Genomic DNA, 24,083 nt, shown 5'->3' with positions numbered 1-24,083 from the left:
TTTAAAGCGAACGCTTCAGTTCGATTCTAGTCTGCTTCGGAGGCCCCCCATGACGCAGTCGCTGTCCCTGCCCCTCTCGCCCGCCACCCCTTCGCGCTCGCCCGTGGGGCCGACGGCCGTCGTGGTGCGGCGCGCCCGGGGCGGCGCCCTGGCGTCCGCCACGCTGGCCATGGGGCTCATCTCGGGCTTCTTCTACGCCTACGCCTGTTCCGTCATGATCGGACTGGCCCGTCTCGACGACCGCACATTCATCGACACGATGCAATGGATCAACGCCACCGTGCGCAACCAATGGTTCGCCCCCAGCTTCTTCGGTGCTCTCGCCCTGACCGCCGCGGCCGTCCTGGTGCATCTGCCGCGCGACGGGCGTCGGGTGCTCCGGTGGGCGGTCGCGGCCCTCGCCCTGTACGGCGCGGCCTTCGGCATCACCCTGGGGGTCAATGTGCCGCTCAACAACGACCTGGCTGCGGCAGGCGACCCCGCCTCCCTCGGTGACCCCTCCGCGGTCCGCGCCGCCTTCGAGGACCGCTGGGTGGCCTGGAACGCCGCCCGTACCGTCGCCTCGACCGCCGCGTTGGCCTGTCTGCTCCGGGCTCTGGTCCTGCACGGCCGGGAGGCCGGGCTCCAGAGGCAGCGGTCCCACCGGTGACACGCGACGGTCGCCGAGCCGGTACGGGCGGCAGCGTGCGGACACCGCTCGGCTGCGCGGGGAGTGTGCCGTTACTTCGGGTCGGAGCGGCCGAACGGGCAGCGCCGGAACGGGGTGGGTGATGCTGCCTGCCGGGCGTGGTGCCGGCGGCGACGAGTGATCCGAGGGCTCTGCGCCGCGCGGTATTGCGGGGATGCGGACGGGTGGATGACCGGCTCTGCGGCTGTCCGGACCGGCCGTACGCGGGACGGATGGGTGGGGCTCCTGCCCTTCCTCGCGTCGGCTCCCCTGGACTCCTAGCGCACGTTCGGCCCTTGCGCGCGGAGGTGTTGCGAGGGCCGGAAGTGGTCGGGAGTGCCGAACCGTTGCGCGGACGGGCTGGTGCTCGTGGGGTCGCGGAGACACGCGGGGGAGAGGGTCGAAGACCTCCGTTTCGTCACTTAGGGTGGGTATTCGCATGCATTCAGTCATGAGTGGATCGATATTCACCCGCCAGGAGCAGACATGTCCACCTCGCTGGTTGCGCGGCCGTCCGGTTCGCGCCCGTCCGGTCAGCGGCGTCCTGGCCATACCGTGGTGCGGTGGCTGACGACAACCGATCACAAGACGATCGGCAGCCTCTACCTCATCACGTCGTTCCTCTTCTTCCTGATCGCCGGTGTGATGGCGCTCGTCATGCGGGCGGAGCTGGCGCGTCCGGGCCTGCAGATCATCTCGCCGGAGCAGTACAACCAGGCTTTCACCATGCACGGCGCCATCATGCTGATCGTCTTCGCGACGCCCCTGTTCACCGGGTTCACGAACTGGATCATGCCCCTGCAGATCGGGGCGCCGGACGTGGCCTTCCCCCGGCTGAACGCCTTCTCCTACTGGGTGTACCTCTTCGGCTCGCTCATCGTCCTCGGCTCGCTGCTCACTCCGCAGGGCGCTCCGGACTTCGGCTGGACCGCCTACTCGCCGCTCTCCGACGGGGTGCACACACCGGCTGTCGGCGCGGACATGTGGATCATGGGGCTCGCGTTCTCGGGGTTCGGCACCATTCTGGGGTCGGTCAACTTCCTCGCCACCATCATCTGCATGCGCGCTCCCGGGATGACCATGTTCCGGATGCCCATCTTCACCTGGAACGTGCTGCTGACCGCCGTGCTGGTGCTGATGGCCTTCCCGATCCTGACCGCGGCGCTGTTCGCGCTCGAGGCCGACCGCAAGTTCGGGGCACACGTCTTCGACGCGGCGAACGGCGGCGCGCTGCTGTGGCAGCACCTGTTCTGGTTCTGGGGGCACCCGGAGGTCTACATCATCGCGCTGCCGTTCTTCGGCATCGTCTCGGACATCTTTCCGGTGTTCGCCCGCAAACCGGTCTTCGGCTACGTCGGACTCGTCGGCGCCACCATCACCATCACCGGGCTGTCCATGGCGGTATGGGCACACCACATGTTCGTGACCGGCGGGGTGCTTCTGCCGTTCTTCTCCTTCATGTCCTTCCTGATCGCCGTACCCACCGGGGTGAAGTTCTTCAACTGGATCGGCACCATGTGGAAGGGATCACTCTCCTTCGAGACCCCGATGCTGTGGTCGGTCGGCTTTCTGGTGACCTTCCTCTTCGGCGGCCTGACCGGCGTACTGCTGGCGTCACCCCCCATGGACTTCCACGTCTCCGACTCGTACTTCGTCGTGGCCCACTTCCACTACACCGTCTTCGGCACCGTCGTCTTCGCGATGTTCGCCGGGTTCTACTTCTGGTGGCCCAAGTGGACCGGCAGGATGCTCGACGAACGCCTCGGCAAAATCCACTTCTGGACCCTGTTCGTGGGCTTCCACGCCACCTTCCTGGTCCAGCACTGGATCGGCGCCGAGGGGATGCCCCGCCGCTACGCGGACTACCTCGCGGCCGACGGGTTCACCGCGCTGAACACGTTCTCGACCATCGGGTCCTTCCTCCTGGGCTCCTCGATGCTCCCGTTCCTCTACAACGTGTGGAAGACCGCCAGGACGGGCGAACACGTCCACGAGGACGACCCCTGGGGTTTCGGCCGCTCTCTCGAATGGGCCACCTCCTGCCCTCCGCCTCGGCACAATTTCGTCACCCTGCCCAAGATCCGGTCCGAGTCGCCCGCCTTCGACTTCCACCATCCGAGCATCTCGGCACTCGACGACAGCGAGAACATCGACCGGCCCCAGGCGATCGGCTCGGGCCCGGCCCGGCACGGCCGAAGGCAACTGCCCGACGCCGAGAGCTGAGACGTCCATGGGCACCGGGAAGTCCCCCGAAGGAGAGGTCGGCGACGGTGTCCGGCGGATCGAGGGCTATCTGCTGTGGCAGCGGCACCTGAGTGACGCCAGGGCGCGGGCCGAGCACGCCCTCGCCCCGTTGGACTGGCTCACCGGGGCGGAACGCGAGGACATGGTCCGCCGCGTCGCCGATGCCCTCGCGGACTCCTCCCGTGCCGCCCTGCGGGAGACCGCGCAGCGCGCCGTCTCCCTGCGCCGCGAGTACGAGGACCGGTACGCCGTGCTGAGACGGAGGGTCATGGGCTGGGCGTTCTGCGGCCTCGCGGTCGTCAGCTTCGTCGACGGCCTGCTGCTGATGATGAGATGACACACGGTCCCGGCGGCGCCCGCTGCCGCGGCGACTCACCCCTCCCTCGTCGGCCGCATCCCGATTCCCCGCCGGGATGCTGAACGCATGATGCGCATCAGAGTGCTGTGTGAGTCCCAGGACAGCAAAGCCGTGGTCGACCTCCTCGGAGCGGAACCGGGCGTCGCGCACCTCACCGTCGCCGGAGGCGTCGGCAAGCAGCCCGCCGGAGACCTCATCGAGGCGGCCATCGCCCGCGAGGTCGTGGAACGGGTGCTGCACCGTCTGACCGAGTACGGCGTGCACCGCCGGGGCGAGATCACGCTCGAGCAGATCGACACGATGGTCTCCGAGACCGCCGAGGCCGCCGAACGGGCCGTCCCCGGAGCCGGGGCCGAGGCCGTCATCTGGGACGAACTCATCGATACCACGGGCGAGGAGAGCCAGCTCAACCCGGTCTTCCTCGCCTTCCTGACCATCGCCTGCCTGCTCGCCGCCGTCGGTGTGCTCACGGACTCGGCCATCACCATCGTGGGTGCCATGGTGGTGAGTCCGGACTTCGGCCCGCTGGCCGCGCTCGCGGTCGCCCTCGCGGTGCGGCGACGCGGCCTGGCAGCCCGGGCCGGGCTCGCTCTCGGGGTGGGGTTCCCCCTGGCGATGCTGGTCACCGCCGCGTTCGCATGGCTCGGCCGGCTCGCCGGGCTCTTCGGGCCTGCCGACCTGACCCATCTGCACGAGGTCTCGTTCATCTACCAGGTGGGCCCGTACTCCGTCGTCGTCGCGCTGCTCGCCGGCGTCGCCGGAGTGCTGGCGCTCACATCGGCGAAGCCGGGCGCGCTGGTGGGTGTGTTCATCTCGGTCACGACCGTGCCCGCCGCCGGATTCGCCGTCCTCGCCGCCGTCACCGAGGACTGGCGGCGCTGCGCCGGGTCGGTGCTGCAACTCCTCGTCAACCTCGTGGGCGTCGCCGTCGCCGGAGGGCTCACCCTGCTGCTCCGCCGCGGACGGGTGCCCGGGCCCGGCCGGGAGCCGCGGGAGCACCGCCTCTCCCGGCGGTGACCGCGCAGTTCTCCGCCGGGCCGGGCCGGACGCGGCCGGTGGCGGTGGGGTCGAGCAGCGCATCCGCGCCCGGTGTCGGGCGGAGCGCATCCGCGCTCGGTGTCGGACTGAGCGCATCCGCGCTCGGTGTCGGGCGGAGCGCATCCGCGCTCAGCGTTTCACTGCCACCCCTGCCCATACTCCGGCCTCGGCCGCGGAGATGGTGCCGGGGAGCTGCCGTATCGGCCCCAGGTCGAGGTCCATCCGCCATTCGCACGTGGGAGTGATGCCCGGATCCAGCAGATCCAGGCCGTCGAAGAAGAGCGCGGTCTCCTCGCGGGTCCGGAACTGGGTGGGGGTGACGGCCTTGCGGTAGTGCTCGGCCAGCGCAGCCATCCGGCCGTCGTCCATGTCGAGTGCCGCGTGCGAGAGCACCAGCGCACTGCCCGGCGCCAGCGGCGCGAGCAGACGGCGCATGAGTCCGTACGGATCGTCCTCGTCCGGGATGAAGTGCAGCAGCGCCACCACCGAAAGGGCTATGGGGGCGCCGAAGTCGAGGGTCTGGTGCGCACGTTCCAGGATCCGCTCCGGTTTGCGGATGTCTGCCTCGATGTAGTCCGTCTTCCCCTCCGGAGTGCTGCTCATCAGAGCACGGGCATGCGCGAGAACGATCGGATCGTTGTCCGAGTAGACGACGCGTGCCTCGGGGGTGATCGCTTGGGTCACCTGATGCAGGTTGGGTTCGGTCGGAATGCCGGTTCCGATGTCCAGGAACTGGCGGATGCCGAGGTCCTGCGCGACGAACCGGGCCGCCCGGTGCATGAACTCCCGGTTCTGCCGGGCGGCGACCATCGCGTGCGGATTCGCGGACAGCGCGGGCACCGCCGCCTCGCGGTCCACGGCGTAGTGCGTCTTCCCGCCGAGGAAGTAGTCGTACAGGCGGGCGGTGTGGGGTTTCGTACCCGGTTGCGGAACTTGGTGACCTGCCCCGTCCATCGTGTCCTCCTCATCTGCGGCAGCAATGGATCACCATCATCGACCAGTTCGGTCCGCTCCGCGCAGCTTCTGCGCGGATTCGTGCGGGCACCGCGCACGACATCGCACCGGGAGGGTCCTCATACGGACTTCGGCCCGCACACGCCCCCCTTCCGTCCTCCAGTCGGCCGGTACCCCCCGAGGCTTCTGCGGGTCCTCCCGGTCCGGCACCGCATCGCGGTGCCTCCCGAACGTGTGGGGACGAGCAGACCGCCGGGGTCGGCCCGGAGCGCGGCGAGGTCGTGGTGTCGGCGTCGAAGTCACCACGGGTGAAGCGCAGCTCGTCCGCCGCGCCCCCGCCGCCGGGAATCCGGCGCGCGTGTACGGCCCCCGTCACCTGGGGGGATGAGGATGTCGCCCCGAACGAGGGAACGCGTGGGCGAAACCGTCCCCGTCCGGGCGCCGAGCGCCAGGATGCGGCCATGTCGTCATCGCGTCTTCGCTCTCTCGCCCGCCGGGCGCTGCCCCTCGTTCTGATGGCCCAGGTCGCGCTCGGTGCGGCGGCGGCCGCACCGGCCTACGCGGCGTGTCCCGGGAGCGCTTGCGGCGGTTCCGTCGTCGTGGCCCCGCTCTCCCAGGAGCCGCCCGACCCGGGCCCGTGCACCAGCCCCGAGAAGGTCGTGTGCATGATCCGGGCCGAGACACCGGAGGAGCGTGCCGAGTCCCGCGAGGTCCGGATGCGCTACCACGCACTGCTCGGCGAGCTGGAGCGCAGGGAGTGCGAGATGCGCGCCCAGGGCCGCTCGGAGGAGGAGATCGCCCGGGAGCTGGTGCGGATGCGCAACGAGGCCAAGGAGGTCACGCGCGCCGGTATGTCCGCGGAGGAGGTCAGGCGGCTGGAGGAGCGCAACGAGGAGAAGTACGGCAACCCGCTGGGCCCCACAGCGGATCAGCTGTATGCCAAGTACGGTTCCTGGCGGGCGGTCAGCGACGCCGCGACCCGCTCCAGCCGTGCCGTGGACAGCGAACTGGGGCTGGAATACCGGCCCTGCCCCTGCGGTGTGGAGCCGTCGTCGCGCGCGGCGGCCCTCCTGGGCTGACGCCGGTCGGCATGCGGCGGCGGTGCCGGGCCGTCGTCGGTCACGTCATTCTTCCGTGCGGGGCCGGAACCTTCGCGTGCGGCCGGCAGTTCTACAGTGCTGTAGACGCCGGTTGTCAAGACCACCGGCCGAGAAGCGAGCCGGAGCAGCCGCCCGGGCTCCACCGTCCCAACCTGGAGGCTTACGGATGATCACGCTGACGAAGGAAGACGAGCCGGCCGACCTGGACGGCGTCACGCACCTGTCCATCGGCGCGTCCTGGGACCCCACCGCCGGGAGCAGCGGAGGGGTACTGGGCAAGATCCGCCGCAAGGCGGGCACCGACCTCGACCTGATCGCGATCGCCATGCAGGGGCCGGACCCCGTGCGGATAGCAGGTCTGGACTCCCTCGATCCGTTGGGGAACGGATCGCTGCAGCACACGGGAGACAATCAGACCGGGCACGGGGACGGGGACGACGAGACGGTGACCGTCGAGTTCGAACGGATCCCGTCCAACATCACCTCCATCGTCTTCGTCGCGGCCGCCTACAAGAGGGGCAGCGCGTTCCAGCGGGCGCGGAACATCAGCTTCAAGGTGTACGACGCGACGGGCGGCAGTTCCCAGCAGGTCGCCGACATCTGGCCGAGTCTGCTCACCGACGACAACGCCTGCGCTGTGGCCAAGGCGATGCGGGTCGGCACCGGCTGGAAGCTCAAGGTGATCAACGAGACCGGGAAGGTCAAGCAGGGCAACGAGCAGTCTCTGATGCGCTTCGCCGTGGACAAGTGACCGGCGTCCGGCAGCGCCTCCGCCGGACGGCCGGGCCCGGGCGGTCTCCCGTGCGGTGAGGCGGGCCCCCGCCGCACCGCGCGGACCCGCCGCGGGGCAGCCGAGCGACGAACGCGGCGCGGCGATGTGCGACGAGGGGCGGCCTTCCGGGGCTGCCCCTCGGTCCGCTGCAGACGGCCTGCGGAGCTCGCGCCCTCGCCCGCCCAGCCGCCCGCGATTCGGCGGGACACGGGCGCGGACCCGCGGCGTACGGGCCCTGGCGCGGAGCCGCGGCGTACGGGCCGGAGCGCAGCGTCCTGTGACGCCGGGACTTGTGACACCCGGCTCGTTACGGTGCTGACCTGTGACGCCCGGGTCGTCCGTTCGCGCACCGATCGCCCGCGGCATCGCATGGACCGGGCCCACGGATCGCTATGGCCGGGACCGGAGGGCGGACTCAACCGGCGCCGGATGCCGACCGGTTGAGATGCCGCCAGGTCCGTATCAGCTGGCTGAACTCCTTGACCTGGACCAGGACGTGGTCCCGCGCGGCGTTCTCGGCGGTCTCGGCGTCGCCGCCCGCGATCGCCTCGGCGATCCGGCTGTGCTCGGTCAGGGAACGCCGCATGCGGTCGGGCACCCGCAGCTGCAGCCGCCGGTAGGGCTGCAGGACCCGCTTGAGCGCGTGCACCTGCTGGCGCAGATATTCGTTGCCGCAGGAGTCGTAGACGATGCCGTGGAAGCAGGCGTTGGCGTAGTAGTAGCGGTCGGCGTCGCCGGCCAGTGCATGGACCTCGCACTCGCGCAGCGCCCGTTCGAGCTCGTCCAGCGCTTCCTGTTCGATGCGCCGGGCGGAGAGCCGTGCCGCCATCCCCTCGAGTTCCGCCATGACTTCGAACCGCTCGGCCAGTTCGGAGACGCTCAACTCGGTGACGTAGGTGCCCTGTTTGGCGCGGATCTGCACCAGCCCGGACCGCTCCAGTGCCTGGAGGGCTTCCCGGACCGGTGTGCGGGAGCAGCCGAACTCCCTCTCCAGCCGCGCGGGGTCCAGCCGCTCGCCGGGGCGGTAGCGGCCGTCGACGACGGCGTTCTCCAGCGCGTCGCGTACACGCTGGGATTCCGGGACTCGAGTCATGCGCACCTCCGAACGGTCAGGTTATCCCGTCATCCGGGGCGCCCAGGGGGTAGCGCGCCGCACTCCTGTGCTTTACGGTGCGGCTGTTATATACATCACGCCTCATGATGCATACACGGGGCGACGGCGCGCGGAGGGCGGGAATGGAACCTCAGGACGGCGGGCTGCTGACCGAGCAGTTCCGGAACTCCGGCAGCCGCCCCGACGGCACCCCGGCGGCAGGAGACCTCCGCCACCGCCCCCTGGACCGGTTGTCGGCGGCCTGCGAGGTGCTGATGGGACAGGCGGGCGAAGCCTCGATGCGCACGGTGGCGGCAGGCGCCCTCGCCGCCTACGGGGAACTCGACGACCACGGCAAGCGGGAGTTCTTCACCCGCATCACCAGCGCCTACGACGCCTCGCCCGACCGGATCCGCAGCGCCTTCCACCGATGGGAGGCGGCCCGCAGCCGCGGATCCCGGGGCGCGGAGGAACTGGTCCATCTCTTCGACGAGGTCGAGCCGCCCCGCCAGCTGCTGCTGCGCCGGATGAACCACGCTCCCGGCGCCACCCTCGCCCTGGTCGGCATGCGTGCGGATCTGCGCCGGCTGATGCGCTCCGACCCGCGGCTGCGGCCCCTCGACCACGACTTCCACCATCTGCTCACCTCCTGGTTCAACCGCGGCTTCCTGCGGATGTCGGAGGTCGGCTGGGAGGCGCCCGAGGAACTGCACCAGTACCTGCTGCGCGGCGAGAAGGTGCATCCGATGGCGAGCAGGGCCGAACTCCGGCGCCGCCTGCAGCCCGAGGACCGCCGCGTCTACGCCTTCTTCCACCCGGCCACCGGGGACGTGCCGCTGATCTTCGTGGAGGTCGCCCTCGTCCGGGGGATGCCGGACAGCATCGCGCCGCTGCTGGAGCCCGGACCGGTACTGGACCCCGCACAGGCGGACACGGCCGCTCTCTACTCGATCAACAACGCCCTGGACGGCCTGGCCGGAGTCTCCTTCGGCAGCTTCCTCATCAAGCAGGTCATCGAGGACGTGGGGGAGCAGCTTCCGCAACTGCGGCAGTTCGCCACGCTCTCGCCCGTCCCCGGCTTCCGGCGCTGGCTCACCGAGCAGGCCGAGCGGGAGGACGGACTGCGGACTCTGCTCGCGGAGCTGGAGGCCGCGGAGCGGCAGCCGGATCCCGCGGCCGCGGGATCCGGACGGACGCGTTCCCGGCTCCTCCCGGTGCTGGCCAGGTACATCGCCGTCGAACGGCACGGGGACGGGCGTGTGCTCGACCCGGTCGCCCGGTTCCACCTGGGCAACGGTGCCGCCGCCTGGCAGGTCAACTGGCCGGCGAACGATGCGCCGGAAGCCTGGCAGCAGTCCTTCGGCGCAATGGTCAACTACCGCTACGAGCCGGAGCACGTCGAGCAGCGGCACGAGGAGTTCGTCCGCCACCGCACGGTGGCACTGGGCGGCCCGCTGCGGGCCGCCCTGCCGCACCTCGCCCGGTCCCCGGCCGCGGGGACCGCCACGGCGGTTGACCGGACCGCGAAGGGCGGGGCCGCGCACCCCGGGAGCTGACGCGCGCATCAGCGGCGGCCGCGTCGGAACCGGACGGACCGTCGGCGCAGCTGTGCCGACCACGCAACCAACAGAAAGGAGCGTCCCGGATGGCACCCTTCCCGACCATCCACCGGGCCTTCGCCGAACAGGCGGAGCGGCGGCCGGACAAGGCCCTCTTCGACCTGCCCGACGGGCGGGTCCTCACCTACGGCGACACCGCGACGGCGGTGCGCCGGATCGCCGCCCGGCTCGTCGCCCACGGCGTCGCCCCGGGCGACCGGGTCGCCATGCAGGTGGAGAAGTCCCCGGAGGCCGTCGCGCTGTATCTGGCGACGCTGCGGATCGGCGGGGTCTTCCTGCCGCTCAACCCCGCCTACACCGGTGCGGAGACGGACTATTTCCTCCAGGACGCCGAGCCCCGGGTGCTCGTGTGCGCTCCGCGGCACCGAGCCGCACACGCGCACCACGAAGCAACCGGACTCGTGGTCGAGACGCTGGGCACCGACGGCGACGGCAGCCTCCTCGACGCTCCGGAGGACGGCGGTGCCGAGCAGGTCCACGAGGCCGCTGCCGACGATCCGGCGGCGATCCTGTACACCTCCGGTACGACCGGCCGCTCCAAGGGCGCGGTGCTCACCCACGGCAACCTGACCGCCAACTGCGAAGCGCTGCTGGAGAGCTGGCGCTTCACCGCGGAGGACCGGCTGATCCATGCCTTGCCCGTCTTCCACATCCACGGGTTGTTCGTCGCGGCGAACATGGTGCTGACCTCCGGCGCCTCCATGTACTACCTGCCGAAGTTCGACCCGGACCAGGTCCTTGACCTGCTGCCGACGGCCACGGTGCTGATGGGCGTGCCCACCTTCTACACCCGGCTGCTGAAGAACGAGCGCCTCACCCAGGAGTCCTGCGCCGCCATGCGGCTCTTCGTCTCCGGGTCGGCCCCGCTGCTCGCGAACGACCACGCGGCGTTCGAGGCCCGTACCGGGCACGCCATCCTGGAGCGCTACGGGATGACGGAGACCGGTATGAACACCACCAACCCCTGCACCGGCGGCCCCCGCAAGCCCGGTACGGTCGGCAGGCCGCTCCCGGGCACCGAGATCCGGGTGGTGGACGCCGAAACCGGCCGGGTGCTGCCGGACGGCGAGGTCGGCAGCATCGAGGTCCGCGGCCCCAACGTCTTCGCCGGCTACTGGCGGATGCCCGAGAAGACCGCCTCGGAGTTCCGCCCCGGCGGGTTCTTCGTCACCGGCGATCTGGGCCGCTTCGACGAGGACGGCTATCTGAGCATCGTCGGCCGGGGCAAGGACCTGGTGATCTCCGGTGGCTACAACATCTACCCCAAGGAGGTCGAGGAACTGCTCGACGCCCACCCGCAGGTGCTGGAGTCCGCCGTGATCGGGGTTCCCCACCCGGACTACGGCGAGACGGTGGTGGCCGTCGTCGTCCCGGTCCCGGGGCGGCGGCCGCCCCGGGACGGCGAACTGCTGGACTTCATCGCGGGCGATCTGGCCCGGTTCAAACACCCGCGTGCCGTACGCGTCGTCGAGACGCTGCCGCGCAATGTCATGGGCAAGGTGCAGAAGGCCGAACTGCGCGAACGCTACGGCGACCTGTTCGCCAGAGTGGGCGCCTGACCCCCGCAGCCGGCAGTCCTCGCACCTTCCCACACCCTGCGGCGGGTCCCGCCTCGGCGGGTTCCACGCCCCCACGGGTCGCCGAGCGAACCGAACACCCGCTCGGCCCGGCCTCTTGATCTTCCGGTTTCAACAGTCTCTCAGTGCGGAGAAGACGATGGTTATCCATGGAGTGGCAGCACTGGCGTTGTGCATGCTCGCGGGCACGCTCGTCGGTGAGGTGCTCGGCGCCGCTGTCGGTGTCGACGCCAACGTCGGCGGAGTCGGGTTCGCCATGATCATGCTGGTGCTGGTCACCAGTTGGCTCCGGAGCAAGGGCCGGTTCCCCGAACCCAGTGAGCAAGGAGTGCTCTTCTGGAGCGCGCTGTACATACCGATCGTCATCGCCATGGCCGCCACCCAGAACGTGGTCAAGGCGGTCACCGGCGGGCCGATGGCCATCCTGGCGGGCCTCGCCGCGCTCGTCGCGGGAGGCGCTCTGGTACCGGTGCTGGGGCGGATGGGCGGGACGGCGGAGCCGCTGCCGCCGCAGGTCGCCGAGGAAAAGCAGGAGGTCTGAGATGGACACGCTCGTCTCCGTCTTCGAGGACAACGGTCTCCTGGTGGCCTTCGCGCTGATCGGGGGGCTGATGATGCTCTCCGGCTGGCTCTCGAAGGTCCTGACACGGGGCCGGCTGCAGGGGTCCGCCGTCGCCATCCTGCTCGGGCTGGTGCTCGCCTACTGGGGAGGTGCGGCGACCGGTGGCGAGGACGGGCTGGCCGACTTCGCCGCGTTCTCCGGACTGAGCCTGATGGGCGGTGCGATGCTGCGGGACTTCGCCATCGTCGCCACCGCGTACGGCGTCGACCTGCAGCAGATCAAGCGGGCCGGGCCGGCGGGCGCGCTCTCGGTCCTGCTGGGAGTCCTCGTCTCGTTCGTGGCGGGGTCCGTCGTCGCGGCGGCCTTCGGCTACACGGACGCCGCCTCGATGGCGACCATCGGTGCCGGTGCGGCCACCTACATCGTCGGACCGGTGACCGGTACGGCGGTGGGCGCCAGTTCGGAGGTCATCGCACTGTCGGTGGCGGCCGGCCTGGTCAAGTCCGTCGTGGTGATGGTGGGTACGCCGCTGATCGCCCCCATGATCGGTCTGAACAACCCGAAGTCCGCGATGGCCTTCGGCGGCCTGATGGGCACCACCTCCGGCGTGGCGGGCGGTCTGGCGGCCACCGACAAGCGGCTGGTGCCCTACGGCGCCATGACGGCCACCTTCTACACCGGCGTGGGCTGCCTGCTCGGCCCCTCGCTGCTGTACGTGACGCTGCGGGCGATCGTCGGCGGATGAGGCGGCCGGACGCCGCGTCGCGGTCTTGGGCGCCGCACACGCCGGTCCCTCCAGCGGGACGCGCAGGAGGGCGGGGGAGGGGCGCGCCGTCGGCCGCAGGCGCAGGGCGCGGTCCGTTGTGCGACGTGTGCCGGTGCTGTCCCGCCGGATCGGCGGGACAGCACCGGCGCGGGGTCCACTACCCCGTGGTGAGAGCGGCCGCCAGTTCCTCCAGGCCGTCCGTCTGCAGGTCGAAGGTGTCGCCGGGCGCCGGAGGATCACCGACCGGCCGCCGGACATAGGCGGTGCGCATCCCCGCCGCCTGGGCTCCCCGGAGGTCCCAGGCGTGGGCGGCGACCATCAGCACCCGCTCCGCCGGGCAGCCCGCCGCGTCGAGCGCGAGCAGGTAGACCTCCGGCGCGGGCTTGTAGGCGCGGGCGTCCTCGGCGGACAGCGCCTGGTGCCAGCGCAGGCCCGCGTACTGGTTGAGCCGGGGGAGCACGGCGCGACCGGCGTTGGAGAGACCCAGCACGGGGAAGTGCCGCGCGATGCGGGCGAGTCCGGTCTGCGAGTCCTCCCATGGGGGCAGCCGCCGCCCCGCGGTGGCCAGCCGTTCGACGGCCGCCGGGTCGGTGACTCCGGCGCGGTCGGCCACCCGGTGTGCCGCCTCGCGGTCGATGACGTCGGTGCCGGCATAGGCCCGGCGCCCCTCCCGGACGCGTTCCTGCTCGTGCGCGACGTGCTCGTGCCACACCGCGAGCAGCCGGTCCGCGGACGCGTCGTCGGCGTCGGGCACCGCCTCGCGGACGGCGGCCCGGAGGCCGCCGGGCTCGTCGACCATCGTTCCGAGCACGTCGAATACGACGACCTCGATGTCGGGTGTCTCGGCCATCAGCTCTCCTGCTCCTGGTGCCGGTCCGACGGTGGGCCCGGCTCGTTCCACGGACACCGGTGCGCCCGGGGGATGTCCGGTGCCCGCGCACGCTCCGCGTGGATGCGGACGGCGGGTGCGGCGGACGGTCCGCGCACCGGGCTTCTCCGTCACCGGTTCAGCAGGTGACGGAAGCTGCTCGGCGATTGTTGCGCTGTCCAGCGTCACCGGTCAAGATGGTGATGTGAGATTCGCATTCGTCAGCGGCAACCCGGCCCTGGATCTGGTGGGCACTGTGGGATACCGGCGGGACGAGCCCGTGGACCTGCTGGATACGCCCGCCGCTCTTGAACGGTGGGTCCTGGAGTGCGAGGAGCTGCCCGACCGGGTGACCGCCGATGCCGCGGACCTCGCCTCCGCGCTGCGGCTGCGGGAGGCCGTCCACCGGCTGGCGCTCGACCGCCTGGCGGGCCGCCCCTTCGCGCCGGCCGAGCTGGATGTCGTCAACAGCGCCGCCGCCGGGCCGGTACCCGCGGTCGAACTCGGCGACGGAGGTCTGCGCCGGTCGGGGGATCTGCGCTCCGCGCTGGTCCAGGTCGCCCGCAGTGCGGTCGCCGTGCTCGCCGACCGCAGCGTGCCGCTGAAGGAGTGCGGGCGCGCGGGCTGCACCCGCCTCTATCTCGACCGCTCCCGTGGTGCGCGCCGTGCCTGGTGCGGTATGGACGCCTGCGGCAACCGCGTCAAGGCCGCCGCCTACCGCGCCCGCAGGCAGGCGGCCCGGCAGGGCCCCGAGGCCGCGGACGGCCGGGCCGAACGCCTGGAGACAGGGGGCTGATCGCTGCCGGTGACGGACACCCCGGCTGCCCCGCCGATCCGTCGGGCCAACAGATTGATTCTGTCTACATCTAAATGCATAATACGGTTATGCATAAGCGGGTTATGGACGCCGGTGCTGCTCGGGACGTGTCGCCGGAGGACCTGATGATCGCCGTGGAGCGGATCGTGCGCCACGTGCGGCACAGCGCGACCGCGGGCGGGCTGAGCACCGCGGCCTCCTCGGCGCTGGGCCGGCTGGGCCGCGAGGGTGCGCAGCGCCTCTCCGAACTGGCCCGGGCCGAGGGTGTCTCGCAGCCGAACATGACGCAGCTCGTCACCCGCATGGAGCGGGCGGGGCTGGTGCGGCGCACCGCCGACCGCAGCGACGGGAGGGGCGTCCTGGTGGTGGCCACCGACACCGGCCTGGAGGTCTTCCGCCGGCGGCGGTCAGAGCGCACCCGCGCTCTGACCGAGCTGATCGACGAGCTGGCGGAGCCGGAGCAGCAGGCGGTGGACATCGCTTTTCCGGCCCTGGCGCGCGCGATCCAGGACCACTGGTCGCGGTCCTGACCCCTCCGGTCCCGGCCACTCCCGGTCCTGCCCCCTCCCGGCCCCGGCCCGGGTCGCCCCCGACTCCTGCCGGCCCTGACCCCTGTGCGCCCCCTGCCCCCGACTGCGCGGAAGAGAAACGGACATGAGTGCCTCGCACGACGATCCCGCGAAGCCCGGAAAGGCCGCGAGCCCGTTCAGGCAGCCGAAAGCCGTCTGGGCCGTCGCCTTCGCCTGCGTCATCTCCTTCATGGGGATCGGCCTGGTGGACCCGATCCTGCCCGCCCTGGCCGAGAGTCTGAACGCCTCGCCCAGCCAGGTCTCCCTGCTGTTCAGCAGCTACCTCATCGTCACGGCCGTGGCCATGCTCGTCGTCGGTGCGGTCTCCAGCCGGGTCGGCGCCAAGCGCACCCTGGTGATCGGGCTGGCCGTCATCGTCACCTTCTCGGCACTGGCCGGGGCCACCGACTCCATCAACGGGATCGTCGGCTTCCGCGCGGGCTGGGGCCTGGGCAACGCGCTGTTCATCGCCACCTCCCTCGCGGTGATCGTCGCCTCGGCCAGCGGCGGGTTCGGCGGCGCCATCATCCTCTACGAGACCGCGCTCGGCCTCGGCATCGCCGTGGGCCCGCTGCTGGGCGGCGAGTTGGGCGCCATCAGCTGGCGCGGGCCCTTCTTCGGCGTCTCCGCGCTCATGGCCGTGGCGCTGGTCGCGACCCTGGCGTTCGTCTCCGACCCGCCACGGCCCCGGCGCCCCACCTCGCCCGCAGCGCCGCTCAAGGCACTGCGCCACCGCGGGCTGCTGACGATGGGCATCATGGCCCTGCTCTACAACTGGGGCTTCTTCACCATGCTCGGCTACGCGCCCTACCCGATGGAGCTGAACGCCCACCAGCTCGGACTGGTCTTCACCGGCTGGGGACTGCTGGTCGCCCTCTTCAGCGTGCTGGTGGCGCCCCGGCTGCAGGCCCGGTTCGGTACCGCTCCCGTCCTGTACGCCAATCTGCTGGGCCTCGGCATCGTGATGGCGCTGATCGCCGCCGGCGTCGAGACCCCCACCGTGGTCGTGGTGGCCGTCATCGCCAGCGGCGCCTTCATCGGGATCAACAACACCCTCACCACCCAGGCGGTCATGCTCGTCTCGCCCGTCGAGCGGTCGGTGGCGTCCTCCGCGTACGGGTTCCTGCGCTTCATCGGTGGCGGCCTGGCCCCCTACGCGGCGGGCAAGATCGCCGAAGTCACCGACCTCGGTGTGCCCTTCTATGTCGGCGCGGCCGCCTTCCTGCTCGCCATCCCGGTGCTGGCCAGCGGTCACCGGCTGATCCGGCAGGCCGAACAGCGCACCGGTGAGGGCGAGTCCGTCGGGCCCGCGCTGGCCCCCGTCGGCCCGCAGGCCGCGAGCGCCGAACCCCCGCTCATCGTCGCCGTCGGGACCCACGGCCACGCCGCTGCCGTCGTCGAGGCCGCGGCGCGGCTCGCCCGGGACTCCGGCAGTCCGCTGCAGATCGTCCATGTGCAGCAGACGGCCGTCGTCGAGGAGCAGGCCGTCGAGACCGAGACCCACGACCAGGCACGCGCCGCGCTCACGGCACACCTGGACCGGCTCGCCGCGCAGGGCGTCGCCGCCACCGGCCAGATCCTCACCAGCGTCGGCGACCGTGCCGCCGCCGGACGCGCCCTCGCACGGCACGCCACCGACGTGGGCGCCACCACCATCGCAGTGGGACGCTCCCCGCTGGGCGCCGTCACCCAGTTCGGCGAGGGCAGCCTCACCACGGCCCTCACCCGCGCCGCCACGAGCACCGTCGTGCTCATCGACCCCGACAGCACGCACCGGCCCCTGACCACGAGGGTCCTGGCGGAGCTGCGCAGCGGCAGCGACTGAGGCCGGGCGTCCCGCGGCCCGGGCGGTACGGTGCCGACCCGCGGCCGCGGGGACGAGCGGCGGTTTCGGGCATCCGGCGGGCGGGAACCGGTCCTGGGCCACCGCGCCGCCGCACGAAGGAGCCCGCACGATGACGCGATCCCGCAGCCGACCGGGCCCGGCCGAACAGGCCGGCGGACCACTGCCCCGGCACTGCGACGTCGTCGTGGTCGGCGCCGGTCTCGCGGGTCTGGCGGCGGCGCGTCGGCTGCGGGCCGGCGGGGTGGAGGTCGTCGTCCTGGAAGCGGGCGGCGAAGTGGGCGGGCGCATCCGCACCGACGCGGTGGACGGCTTCCTGCTGGACCGGGGATTCCAGTTGCTCAACACCGGGTATCCGCAGCTCGCCCGGCAGGTCGACCTCGAACGGCTGCGGCTGCACGCCCTGCCCAGAGCGCTCCGGATCCGGACCGGTGGGCGCTGGGCGAGGCTGAGCGACCCCCGTCAGCAGATGAACGCGGTCCCCGGGCTGCTGCGTGCGCCGATCGGCCCGCTCTCCGCGAAAGCGGCGTTGGCCGCCCACGCGGCCGCGGCCGCCTACCTGCCCGCGCGGGTACTGCTGCGCCGCCCGGATCTGCCCTCGGCGGCCTCGTGGCAGCGCCGCGGACTGGGCGGAGCGGTGGCCGAGAGGGTGCTGGGCCCCTTCTTCGAGGGCGTGACCTGCGACCCCGAGCAGGAGACCTCCAGCCGCTTCACCGATCTGATGCTGCGCATGTTCGTACGGGGCCGGGCCGCCGTGCCCCGCGCGGGTATGCAGGCACTGCCCCGGCAGCTCGCCGACGGGCTCCCCGACGGTGCGGTGCACCTGCACACCCCCGTCCGCGCGGTACACGCCGACCGGGTCGTGACCGAGCACGCAACCGTCACCGCGCGCGCAGTCGTCCTCGCCACCGACGCGGACGCGGCGCACGAACTCCTCCCGGACCTCGCCCCGGTGCGGTGGCGCGGGCTGACCACCTACTACCACCGCGTGAGGGGCCTGCTGGACGCCGACGCGGCGTTCGTCGTGGACGCCGAGCCGTCCCCGGTGACCAACACCGTGCCGATCAGCGAGGCCGCCCCGACCTACGCGCCGCCGGAGCAGACACTCGTGGCGACCACGGCCGTGCCCGGCGAGGGCGGTCCGGACGGGGAACGCCGCGTGCGGGAGCGCCTCGCGCGGCTGTACGGCACCGGCTTCGGCGAGTTGGAGCCGCTGGCCACCTACGAGGTGCCCCGCGCACTGCCCTCCATGTCCGCGCCGCATCCCTTCCGGCGGCCCGTCGAGGTGGCCGGTGTCTTCGTGTGCGGGGACCACCGTGCCACCAGTTCGATCCAGGGCGCCCTGGAGTCGGCGCAGCGCGCCGCGGCCGCGGTCCGCGCCCGCCTGGGCGTCCCGGGGCGGACCGCCCCAGCGGCACCCGCCGACGTGTGAGCCGATCGCCTCGGTCATCCCGCGCGGGCGGCGCCTGCCGCGGACCGCCGCCCGGACCCCGCGGAGCCGCACGGGCCGCTTCCGCGGCGTGCCGAACAGAGCCCGCCGGCCCTGGGGTTCACGGATGAGCGGGCGCGCCCGTGCCGCGGATCGCCGCGTGCGCGGCCGCCGCCAGGGCACGGCGGTCCCGCGCGGGGTGCAGCGCGGGATGCGGCGTGACGCGTACGGCCAGGTCCCGGGCACCGATCACCCGGTGCAGCGAAGCGGTGAACGTGTCGTCGCCGAGGAAGGCCGCCACCGTGCTGGGTTCGCCGCCCTGCCGGTAGCTGACCGTCACAGGCCGCACCGGAGCTTCGGCGTCGACCGCGGCCTGGAAGAGGGCGCGGCGGAATCCGCTGCCCGACTCGGTGCACCACGTGGTGCCCTGCGGAAAGACCAGCACCGAACGGCCCCCGCGCAGCACGGCCGCCACCTGCGCCACCGTGTCGGGCAGCGTACGGATCCGGTCCCGGTCGATGAACTGCACCCCCGCGCGTTGCGCCAGGGGACCGAACAGCGGCCACTGCGCCACCTCCCGTTTGGCGAGCGCGGTCGCCGGTTCGACGGCCAGCAGCGCGAGCGCGTCGAGCCAGGAGATGTGGTCGGAGACGATCAGCGAGCCCGTCTCGCCCGGACGCCGGCGCCGGCCGGAGAGGGACGCCGGGGCCTCCAGCGTGGCACCGAGCGCCCGGATCACCCCCCGCGCCTGGGTGCGCAGCACCTCCCCGCAGGCGAGGCGCGGACCGCTCGCCAGCCCCCGGAGCAGCGCGCCGGCCAGTGCCGCGTACCGGCGCGCCCGTACGGCGGCGGCCACCGGTGGTACCCGGTGGGCTGCGCACCGCACGGTGCAGGGTGAGGCCACGGTCCAGCAGCTCATCTCGGCTCCCCGAGGAAGTAGCGGTGGTAGCGGTCGTTCAACTGCTCCATGTCGAGCACCACGAAGAAGTCGGCGACGCCGAACTCCGGGTCGTGGGCGGGGGCTCCGCACACCCATGCGCCGAGCCGCAGGTACCCGCGCAGCAGCGGCGGGAGCAGCGCGGAGCGGGCCCTGGCCGGTTCCGCCACCCGCACCGGCGCCGACGGCCGCCACGGGCGGTGTGGGAAGACCTCCATGCCGGAGGGCGGCGCATGGCGTGCCGCGCACAGCGCCCACGTGTGCGCCGCACTCCGCCCGCCGTCCGCCAGCGGTACCGAGGCGCATCCCGCCAGGTAGCGGTGCCCCGACAGCAGCACGTAGCGGGCGAGCGCCGACCACATCAGATTGATCACCGCTCCGGAGCGGTGGCCGGGATGCACGCACGACCGCCCCGCCTCGATCATCGACGTGCGGATCCCCGCCAGCGCTCCCAGGTCGAACTCGCCGTCCGCGTAGGAGTGCCGGACCCTGCCCGGCGGCAGGAGGCGGTAGGTGCCGACGACGTCACCCGTGGCGGTGTCCGTGACGATCAGATGGTCCGCGGCGGAGTCGAAGGCGTCCACGTCGAGGCCGGATGAGCGGGACCCGGCAGCGGCCCCCATCTCCTCGCCGAACACCTGGTGGCGGAGCCGCTGCGCGGCCCGCACCTCGGCCGCGGAGTCGGCGACGGCCGCGGTGTAGGCGGCGCTTTCCCTTGCCGTGTATGAGGTGGTCATCGTGGTGTCTCCTCAGCAGGCTCGTGCCCGGCCCGGCGGACCGGGTCGGGCGGTGGGCGAGGCCGGGCCCGCACGGACCCGGACTTCTCGCAGCGGCACGTGCCCCGGTTCCGGGCGGTGGGGCTCGCCCGGTGTCCTTCGGGAGCACGTCCCGCCGGGTCATGAGTAGCGCCGCGGGCGGGCCGGGTGATGGCCCCCAGGCATCAGCCGCCTGAACCGGGGGTTCCGGCTCGGCGGGTGCCGCGCGGGGACGGGCCGCGCAGGGGGACCTCTCCGGGCGAATCGCCGGGTTTCGTGCACCTTCCGTGCCCCCGGTGCGCGTTGCCGCCTGCCGGCCCGATCCGGTGCGCCGTGCACCTGTGCGGCCGGCACCGCGAGAGCACTCCGCGCGCACGCCCCTACCATTGCGCGCCGGTGCGCGTCCGCCGGGGTGCGCGACCCGGGACGCGGAGGTGACCTCCGCTTTCGCACTCCCTGCCCCCGGCTTGTCACCTGACGTGTGTGCGACTAGTGTCGCCACGCCTTGGTGAACGGGAAATCCGGTGTGAAACCGGTGCGGCCCTCGCCACTGTGATCGGGAATGCCGGCTCCGGCCCTTGCGGGCAGCCACTGGGTCCTCGGACCCGGGAAGGCGGAGTGCGGGCGGTGTACCCGTGAGCCAGGAGACCGGCCAAGGCACGTCGTCCATCCACGAGGTGCTGGAGAGGGTCTGCTGAGCCATGCACATAGCCGAGGGTTTTCTGCCTCCGGCGCACGCGGTCGCCTGGGGCGTCGCGGCGGCGCCGTTCGTCGTCCACGGAGCCCGGTCCCTGACCCGTGAGGTCAGGGAGCATCCCGAGAGCACCCTGCTGCTGGGAGCCGCGGGCGCTTTCACGTTCGTCCTGTCGGCACTGAAGCTGCCATCGGTCACCGGCAGTTGTTCCCACCCCACCGGTACCGGTCTGGGGGCCATCCTGTTCCGGCCGCCGATCATGGCCGTGCTGGGCACCATCGTCCTGCTGTTCCAGGCGCTGCTGCTCGCCCACGGCGGGCTGACCACGCTCGGCGCCAACGTCTTCTCGATGGCGATCGTCGGGCCGTGGGCCGGGTACGGTGCGTACCGGCTGCTGCGGCGCTTCGGCGCGCCGCTGATGGTCGGGGTGTTCGCCGGCGCGTTCGTCGCCGACCTGTCCACCTACTGCGTCACCAGCGTGCAGCTCGCGCTCGCCTTCCCCGACCCGAGCAGCGGCTTCCTCGGCGCACTGGGCAAGTTCGGTTCCATCTTCGCGGTCACCCAGATTCCGCTCGCGATCAGCGAGGGACTCCTCACGGTGCTCGTCATGCGCCTGCTGGTGCAGTCCAGCAAGGGCGAACTGACCCGGCTCGGCGTGCTCCTGTCGGGCAAGCGGAACCGGACCGAGACGGAGGCGGCGGCACGATGAAGCGCAACACCAAGATCAACGCGCTGCTGCTCGTCCTCGTGGCGGCACTCGCCGTCCTGCCGCTGGCCCTGGGGCTCGGCGACGACAAGGAGGAGCCGTTCGCCGGGTCCGACGCGCAGGCCGAGACGGCCATCACCGAGCTGGAGCCGGACTACGAGCCGTGGTTCTCGCCGCTGTACGAACCACCCTCCGGCGAGATCGAGTCGGCGCTCTTCGCGCTGCAGGCCGCCCTCGGCGCGGGCGTCCTGGCCTACTACTTCGGACTGCGCCGCGGCCGCCGCCAGGGCGAGCAGCGGGCCGCCCGGGCGCGGCAGGCCGACGAGCGCACCGACAGCGGCGCCGACGAGTCCGCCACCGGGCGGGCCTGACCCGCTGTGCTGCCCATCGACGCGGCGGCGCACAGCAGCCGCTGGCGCCGCCGCCACCCCGTGGACAAAGCCGTGCTCGGGCTGGGGCTGACCGTCCTGGCCATCTCGCTGCCGCCCTGGCCCGGCGCGGCACTCGTGCTCGGGACGGCTCTCATCGTGCTGCTGGGCCCGGCGGGGGTGCCCGCCCGCAGACTCTGGCGGGCGTACCGGGTGCCGGTGGGCTTCTGCGTGACCGGAGCGGTCACCCTGCTGTTCCAGGTCGGCGGCCCGGACGGGTTCGTCACCCTGGCCGACGGCGGCCTCGCCCGCGCGGGCCGGCTGCTGCTGCGCACCTCCGCGGCCTCGCTCGGTGTGCTCCTGTTCGCCTTCACCACCCCGATGTCCGACCTGCTGCCGCGTCTGGTCCGGGCCGGGGTGCCCGCGCCCGTGGTGGACGTCGCGCTGATGACGTACCGCACCGGCTTCCTGCTCCTCGATTCCATGCGCCGCGTCCGGGAGGCGCAGGCCGCCCGGCTCGGACACACCACACGGGCCGCGCAGTGGCGTTCCACAGCCGGGCTCGGCGCGATCGCTTTCGTACGCGCCTTCGACCGGGCAGCCCGGCTCCAGGCCGGTCTCGCCGGACGGGGCTACGAGGGCACCCTGCGCGTCCTGGTGCCCGAAGCGCGCGTCTCCGTCCGCTTCACCGCCGCGAGCCTGCTGCTGCTCGCCGCCGTCACCGCAGCCACCCTCGGATTGGAGAGTCCGCTGTCATGAACGAGTCGGCCCTGGTCGCCCTGCGGGGCGTGTCCTTCGCGTACGAGGACGGCCCGGTCGTGCTCAGCGCCCTCGACTTCGAGGTGCGCGAGGGCCGCGCCCTCGCCCTCCTGGGCCGCAACGGCAGCGGCAAGACCACCCTGATGCGGCTGCTCAGCGGCGGGTTGCGGCCTCGGACGGGGCAACTGGCGGTGGCGGGCGACCCGGTCCGGTACGACCGCAAGGGCCTCACCCGGCTCCGCACGGCGGTACAGCTCGTCGTGCAGGACCCGGACGACCAGCTGTTCGCCGCGTCCGTCGCCCAGGACGTCTCCTTCGGACCGCTCAATCTGGGGCTGTCCGCTCCGCAGGTACACGAGCGCGTCCAGGAGGCGCTCACCGCGCTGGACATCGCGCCACTCGCCGACCGGCCCACCCATCTGCTCTCCTACGGACAGCGCAAACGGGCCGCGATCGCGGGCGCGGTCGCGATGCGGCCGCGGGTGCTGATCCTGGACGAGCCGACCGCGGGGCTCGACCCGGACGGCCAGGAGCGGCTGCTGGCGACCCTCGGCGAGCTCCGGGACGGCGGCACCACGGTGGTGATGGCCACGCACGACGTGGATCTCGCGCTGCGCTGGGCCGACGACGCCGCGCTGCTCACCACGGGCGGGGTGACCTCCGGCCCGGTGGACGCCGTCCTCGCGCGCCCGGAACTGCTGCGCGAGGCCGGTCTGGGACTGCCGTGGGGCATCGCCGCGCGGGAGCTGCTGCTGGCGTACGAGGTGCTGGAGGACGCCGCGGCCGCCCCGCGCACCCCGGCCGAACTGGCCGCTCTGGCCGCGCTGCCAGCCGCCCCCCGGACCCCGGCCGAGGGGTGAGCCCGGTTCCCTCGCCGGGTGCGGTCTGCGCCCGCCCGCAAGCGTGCCTGCCTCAGGACGGCCGACGGGTCCGGACGCTGCCCCGACGCGCCCGGTCCGCGTGCCCGATGTGGGGCCTGCCCCGCCCGCACGTCCGTGGCGGTCTCCGTGCTGAGCACGGATGCCGTGCGCGTGCTGCCGGGGAGAGGCTGTGACCACAGCGATCGGCCGATGGGGTGACACCCGGCCGACAGGACCCACGACGACGAGGACGGTCGGCCATGACCAGCACCAAGAGCAGCGCCTACGAGGGATTCACGGCCGAGGAGCGGGCCGCGATGAAGGAGCACGCGCAGGAACGGAAGAAGGCGGCGCGCCGCGCCTCGCGGGCCGAGAAGGCCGCGGAGGCCGAACGGGACGTCCTGGCGAAGATCGCCGAGATGCAGGACTCCGACCGGGCCATGGCCGAGCGCGTCCACGCCGTCGTCACGGCCGCCGCACCGGTCCTCGCACCGAAGCTCTGGTACGGGATGCCCGCCTACGCGCTGGACGGAAAGATCGTCTGCTTCTTCCAGAGCGCGGCCAAGTTCACGGCGCGGTACGCCACTCTCGGGTTCAGCGACCAGGCGCAGCTGGACGACGGGCCGATGTGGGCGGCGGGTTTCGCGCTGACCGAGGTGACGCCAGAGGTGGAGGCGCGGATCGCCGCGCTCGTCGAGCGGGCGGTGAGCTGAGGCGCCCGCCCGGCG

The 24,083-nt window shown here is 72.4% G+C and carries 24 protein-coding genes and 1 riboswitch; of the genes, 19 read left to right on the top strand and 5 right to left on the bottom strand.

What is annotated here, in order from left to right:
- The first annotated feature begins 49 nt into the window (after positions 1-49).
- The 4 genes from ACFYNS_RS00770 to ACFYNS_RS00755 all read left to right on the top strand — a co-directional run bounded on the left by ACFYNS_RS00770 (position 50) and on the right by ACFYNS_RS00755 (position 4,286).
- A complete protein-coding gene (locus tag ACFYNS_RS00770) occupies positions 50-649 on the top strand; it encodes a DUF1772 domain-containing protein (protein WP_360296791.1) in 600 nt (199 codons plus the stop codon).
- Positions 650-1,153: 504 nt separating this feature from the next.
- Positions 1,154-2,890: a cytochrome c oxidase subunit I gene (gene ctaD, locus ACFYNS_RS00765; RefSeq protein WP_360296788.1), complete on the top strand. Its 1,737-nt coding sequence runs from the start codon at positions 1,154-1,156 to the stop codon at positions 2,888-2,890.
- Between the two features lie 7 nt (positions 2,891-2,897).
- A complete protein-coding gene (locus tag ACFYNS_RS00760; protein ID WP_388599847.1) occupies positions 2,898-3,248 on the top strand; it encodes a cytochrome C oxidase subunit I in 351 nt (116 codons plus the stop codon).
- Positions 3,249-3,335: 87 nt separating this feature from the next.
- Complete coding sequence (locus ACFYNS_RS00755; protein WP_388599845.1) at positions 3,336-4,286, top strand: DUF389 domain-containing protein; 951 nt, start codon at positions 3,336-3,338, stop codon at positions 4,284-4,286.
- Positions 4,287-4,436: 150 nt separating this feature from the next.
- Here the strand turns inward: ACFYNS_RS00755 and ACFYNS_RS00750 are convergent, their stop codons facing one another.
- Positions 4,437-5,261, bottom strand: coding sequence for an SAM-dependent methyltransferase (locus tag ACFYNS_RS00750; protein WP_360296779.1), 825 nt, complete (start codon positions 5,259-5,261; stop codon positions 4,437-4,439).
- A gap of 461 nt (positions 5,262-5,722) precedes the next feature.
- On the opposite strand from ACFYNS_RS00750, the gene ACFYNS_RS00745 reads away from it, so the two are divergent.
- The gene (locus ACFYNS_RS00745) at positions 5,723-6,340 is read left to right on the top strand and encodes a hypothetical protein (RefSeq protein ID WP_360296776.1); all 618 of its coding nucleotides are present in this window, start codon (positions 5,723-5,725) and stop codon (positions 6,338-6,340) included.
- Between the two features lie 187 nt (positions 6,341-6,527).
- On the top strand, positions 6,528-7,112 hold the full coding sequence (locus tag ACFYNS_RS00740) for a TerD family protein (RefSeq protein ID WP_360296773.1): 585 nt from the start codon (positions 6,528-6,530) through the stop codon (positions 7,110-7,112).
- 436 nt (positions 7,113-7,548) lie between these two features.
- Here ACFYNS_RS00740 and ACFYNS_RS00735 read toward each other — a convergent pair whose 3' ends face one another.
- Positions 7,549-8,226 carry a GntR family transcriptional regulator gene (locus ACFYNS_RS00735; RefSeq protein WP_360296770.1) on the bottom strand — a complete coding sequence of 226 codons (678 nt, stop codon included), beginning with the start codon at positions 8,224-8,226 and terminating at the stop codon, positions 7,549-7,551.
- A 143-nt stretch (positions 8,227-8,369) separates the two neighbouring features.
- Between ACFYNS_RS00735 and ACFYNS_RS00730 the strand changes: the two genes are divergently transcribed.
- The 4 genes from ACFYNS_RS00730 to madM all read left to right on the top strand — a co-directional run bounded on the left by ACFYNS_RS00730 (position 8,370) and on the right by madM (position 12,729).
- A complete protein-coding gene (locus ACFYNS_RS00730; RefSeq protein WP_388599840.1) occupies positions 8,370-9,782 on the top strand; it encodes a malonyl-CoA decarboxylase domain-containing protein in 1,413 nt (470 codons plus the stop codon).
- An 89-nt stretch (positions 9,783-9,871) separates the two neighbouring features.
- The gene (locus ACFYNS_RS00725; protein ID WP_360296767.1) at positions 9,872-11,404 is read left to right on the top strand and encodes an AMP-binding protein; all 1,533 of its coding nucleotides are present in this window, start codon (positions 9,872-9,874) and stop codon (positions 11,402-11,404) included.
- A 157-nt stretch (positions 11,405-11,561) separates the two neighbouring features.
- Complete coding sequence (gene madL, locus ACFYNS_RS00720) at positions 11,562-11,963, top strand: malonate transporter subunit MadL (RefSeq protein ID WP_360296764.1); 402 nt, start codon at positions 11,562-11,564, stop codon at positions 11,961-11,963.
- Between the two features lies 1 nt (position 11,964).
- Complete coding sequence (gene madM / locus ACFYNS_RS00715; protein ID WP_360296761.1) at positions 11,965-12,729, top strand: malonate transporter subunit MadM; 765 nt, start codon at positions 11,965-11,967, stop codon at positions 12,727-12,729.
- Between the two features lie 178 nt (positions 12,730-12,907).
- On the opposite strand, the gene ACFYNS_RS00710 is transcribed toward madM, so the two are convergent.
- Positions 12,908-13,600: a haloacid dehalogenase type II gene (locus ACFYNS_RS00710; protein ID WP_360303116.1), complete on the bottom strand. Its 693-nt coding sequence runs from the start codon at positions 13,598-13,600 to the stop codon at positions 12,908-12,910.
- A gap of 223 nt (positions 13,601-13,823) precedes the next feature.
- Here ACFYNS_RS00710 and ACFYNS_RS00705 point away from each other — a divergent pair, with 223 nt between their 5' ends.
- From ACFYNS_RS00705 to ACFYNS_RS00690, 4 genes are all read left to right on the top strand, one after another.
- Positions 13,824-14,414, top strand: coding sequence for a CGNR zinc finger domain-containing protein (locus tag ACFYNS_RS00705; RefSeq protein ID WP_388599837.1), 591 nt, complete (start codon positions 13,824-13,826; stop codon positions 14,412-14,414).
- An 89-nt stretch (positions 14,415-14,503) separates the two neighbouring features.
- The gene (locus ACFYNS_RS00700) at positions 14,504-14,965 is read left to right on the top strand and encodes a MarR family transcriptional regulator (RefSeq protein ID WP_360303120.1); all 462 of its coding nucleotides are present in this window, start codon (positions 14,504-14,506) and stop codon (positions 14,963-14,965) included.
- A 124-nt stretch (positions 14,966-15,089) separates the two neighbouring features.
- Positions 15,090-16,829 (top strand): MFS transporter, encoded by a 1,740-nt coding sequence (locus tag ACFYNS_RS00695; RefSeq protein ID WP_388599833.1) that lies wholly within the window; start codon positions 15,090-15,092, stop codon positions 16,827-16,829.
- A gap of 130 nt (positions 16,830-16,959) precedes the next feature.
- Entirely contained in the window at positions 16,960-18,279 is a 1,320-nt protein-coding gene (locus ACFYNS_RS00690) for an NAD(P)/FAD-dependent oxidoreductase (protein ID WP_388599832.1), read from the top strand.
- Positions 18,280-18,397: 118 nt separating this feature from the next.
- On the opposite strand, the gene ACFYNS_RS00685 is transcribed toward ACFYNS_RS00690, so the two are convergent.
- Together ACFYNS_RS00685 and ACFYNS_RS00680 are read right to left on the bottom strand one after the other, a co-directional pair.
- Positions 18,398-19,195 (bottom strand): lysophospholipid acyltransferase family protein, encoded by a 798-nt coding sequence (locus ACFYNS_RS00685; protein WP_388599829.1) that lies wholly within the window; start codon positions 19,193-19,195, stop codon positions 18,398-18,400.
- Positions 19,192-19,950, bottom strand: coding sequence for a GNAT family N-acyltransferase (locus tag ACFYNS_RS00680; RefSeq protein WP_360297867.1), 759 nt, complete (start codon positions 19,948-19,950; stop codon positions 19,192-19,194). Before ACFYNS_RS00680 ends, ACFYNS_RS00685 begins: the two co-directional genes overlap by 4 nt.
- 507 nt (positions 19,951-20,457) lie before the next feature.
- A riboswitch (cobalamin riboswitch) is annotated at positions 20,458-20,640 on the top strand.
- A gap of 29 nt (positions 20,641-20,669) precedes the next feature.
- On the opposite strand from ACFYNS_RS00680, the gene ACFYNS_RS00675 reads away from it, so the two are divergent.
- From ACFYNS_RS00675 to ACFYNS_RS00655, 5 genes are all read left to right on the top strand, one after another.
- A complete protein-coding gene (locus ACFYNS_RS00675) occupies positions 20,670-21,371 on the top strand; it encodes an energy-coupling factor ABC transporter permease (RefSeq protein ID WP_360297865.1) in 702 nt (233 codons plus the stop codon).
- The gene (locus ACFYNS_RS00670; RefSeq protein ID WP_360297862.1) at positions 21,368-21,739 is read left to right on the top strand and encodes an energy-coupling factor ABC transporter substrate-binding protein; all 372 of its coding nucleotides are present in this window, start codon (positions 21,368-21,370) and stop codon (positions 21,737-21,739) included. The genes ACFYNS_RS00675 and ACFYNS_RS00670 overlap by 4 nt, the downstream gene beginning before the upstream one ends.
- A gap of 6 nt (positions 21,740-21,745) precedes the next feature.
- Positions 21,746-22,495: a cobalt ECF transporter T component CbiQ gene (cbiQ, locus tag ACFYNS_RS00665; RefSeq protein ID WP_360297859.1), complete on the top strand. Its 750-nt coding sequence runs from the start codon at positions 21,746-21,748 to the stop codon at positions 22,493-22,495.
- Positions 22,492-23,355 (top strand): ATP-binding cassette domain-containing protein, encoded by an 864-nt coding sequence (locus ACFYNS_RS00660; RefSeq protein WP_360297856.1) that lies wholly within the window; start codon positions 22,492-22,494, stop codon positions 23,353-23,355. The genes cbiQ and ACFYNS_RS00660 overlap by 4 nt, the downstream gene beginning before the upstream one ends.
- A gap of 260 nt (positions 23,356-23,615) precedes the next feature.
- A complete protein-coding gene (locus tag ACFYNS_RS00655) occupies positions 23,616-24,068 on the top strand; it encodes a hypothetical protein (RefSeq protein ID WP_360297853.1) in 453 nt (150 codons plus the stop codon).
- The last annotated feature ends 15 nt before the right edge of the window (positions 24,069-24,083 follow it).

The organism is Streptomyces sp. NPDC006925, from assembly GCF_042869575.1.
GTDB lineage: Bacteria > Actinomycetota > Actinomycetes > Streptomycetales > Streptomycetaceae > Streptomyces.
Note: the sequence above shows the minus strand (reverse complement) of the source record. Positions and strands in the feature narration are given on the sequence as shown.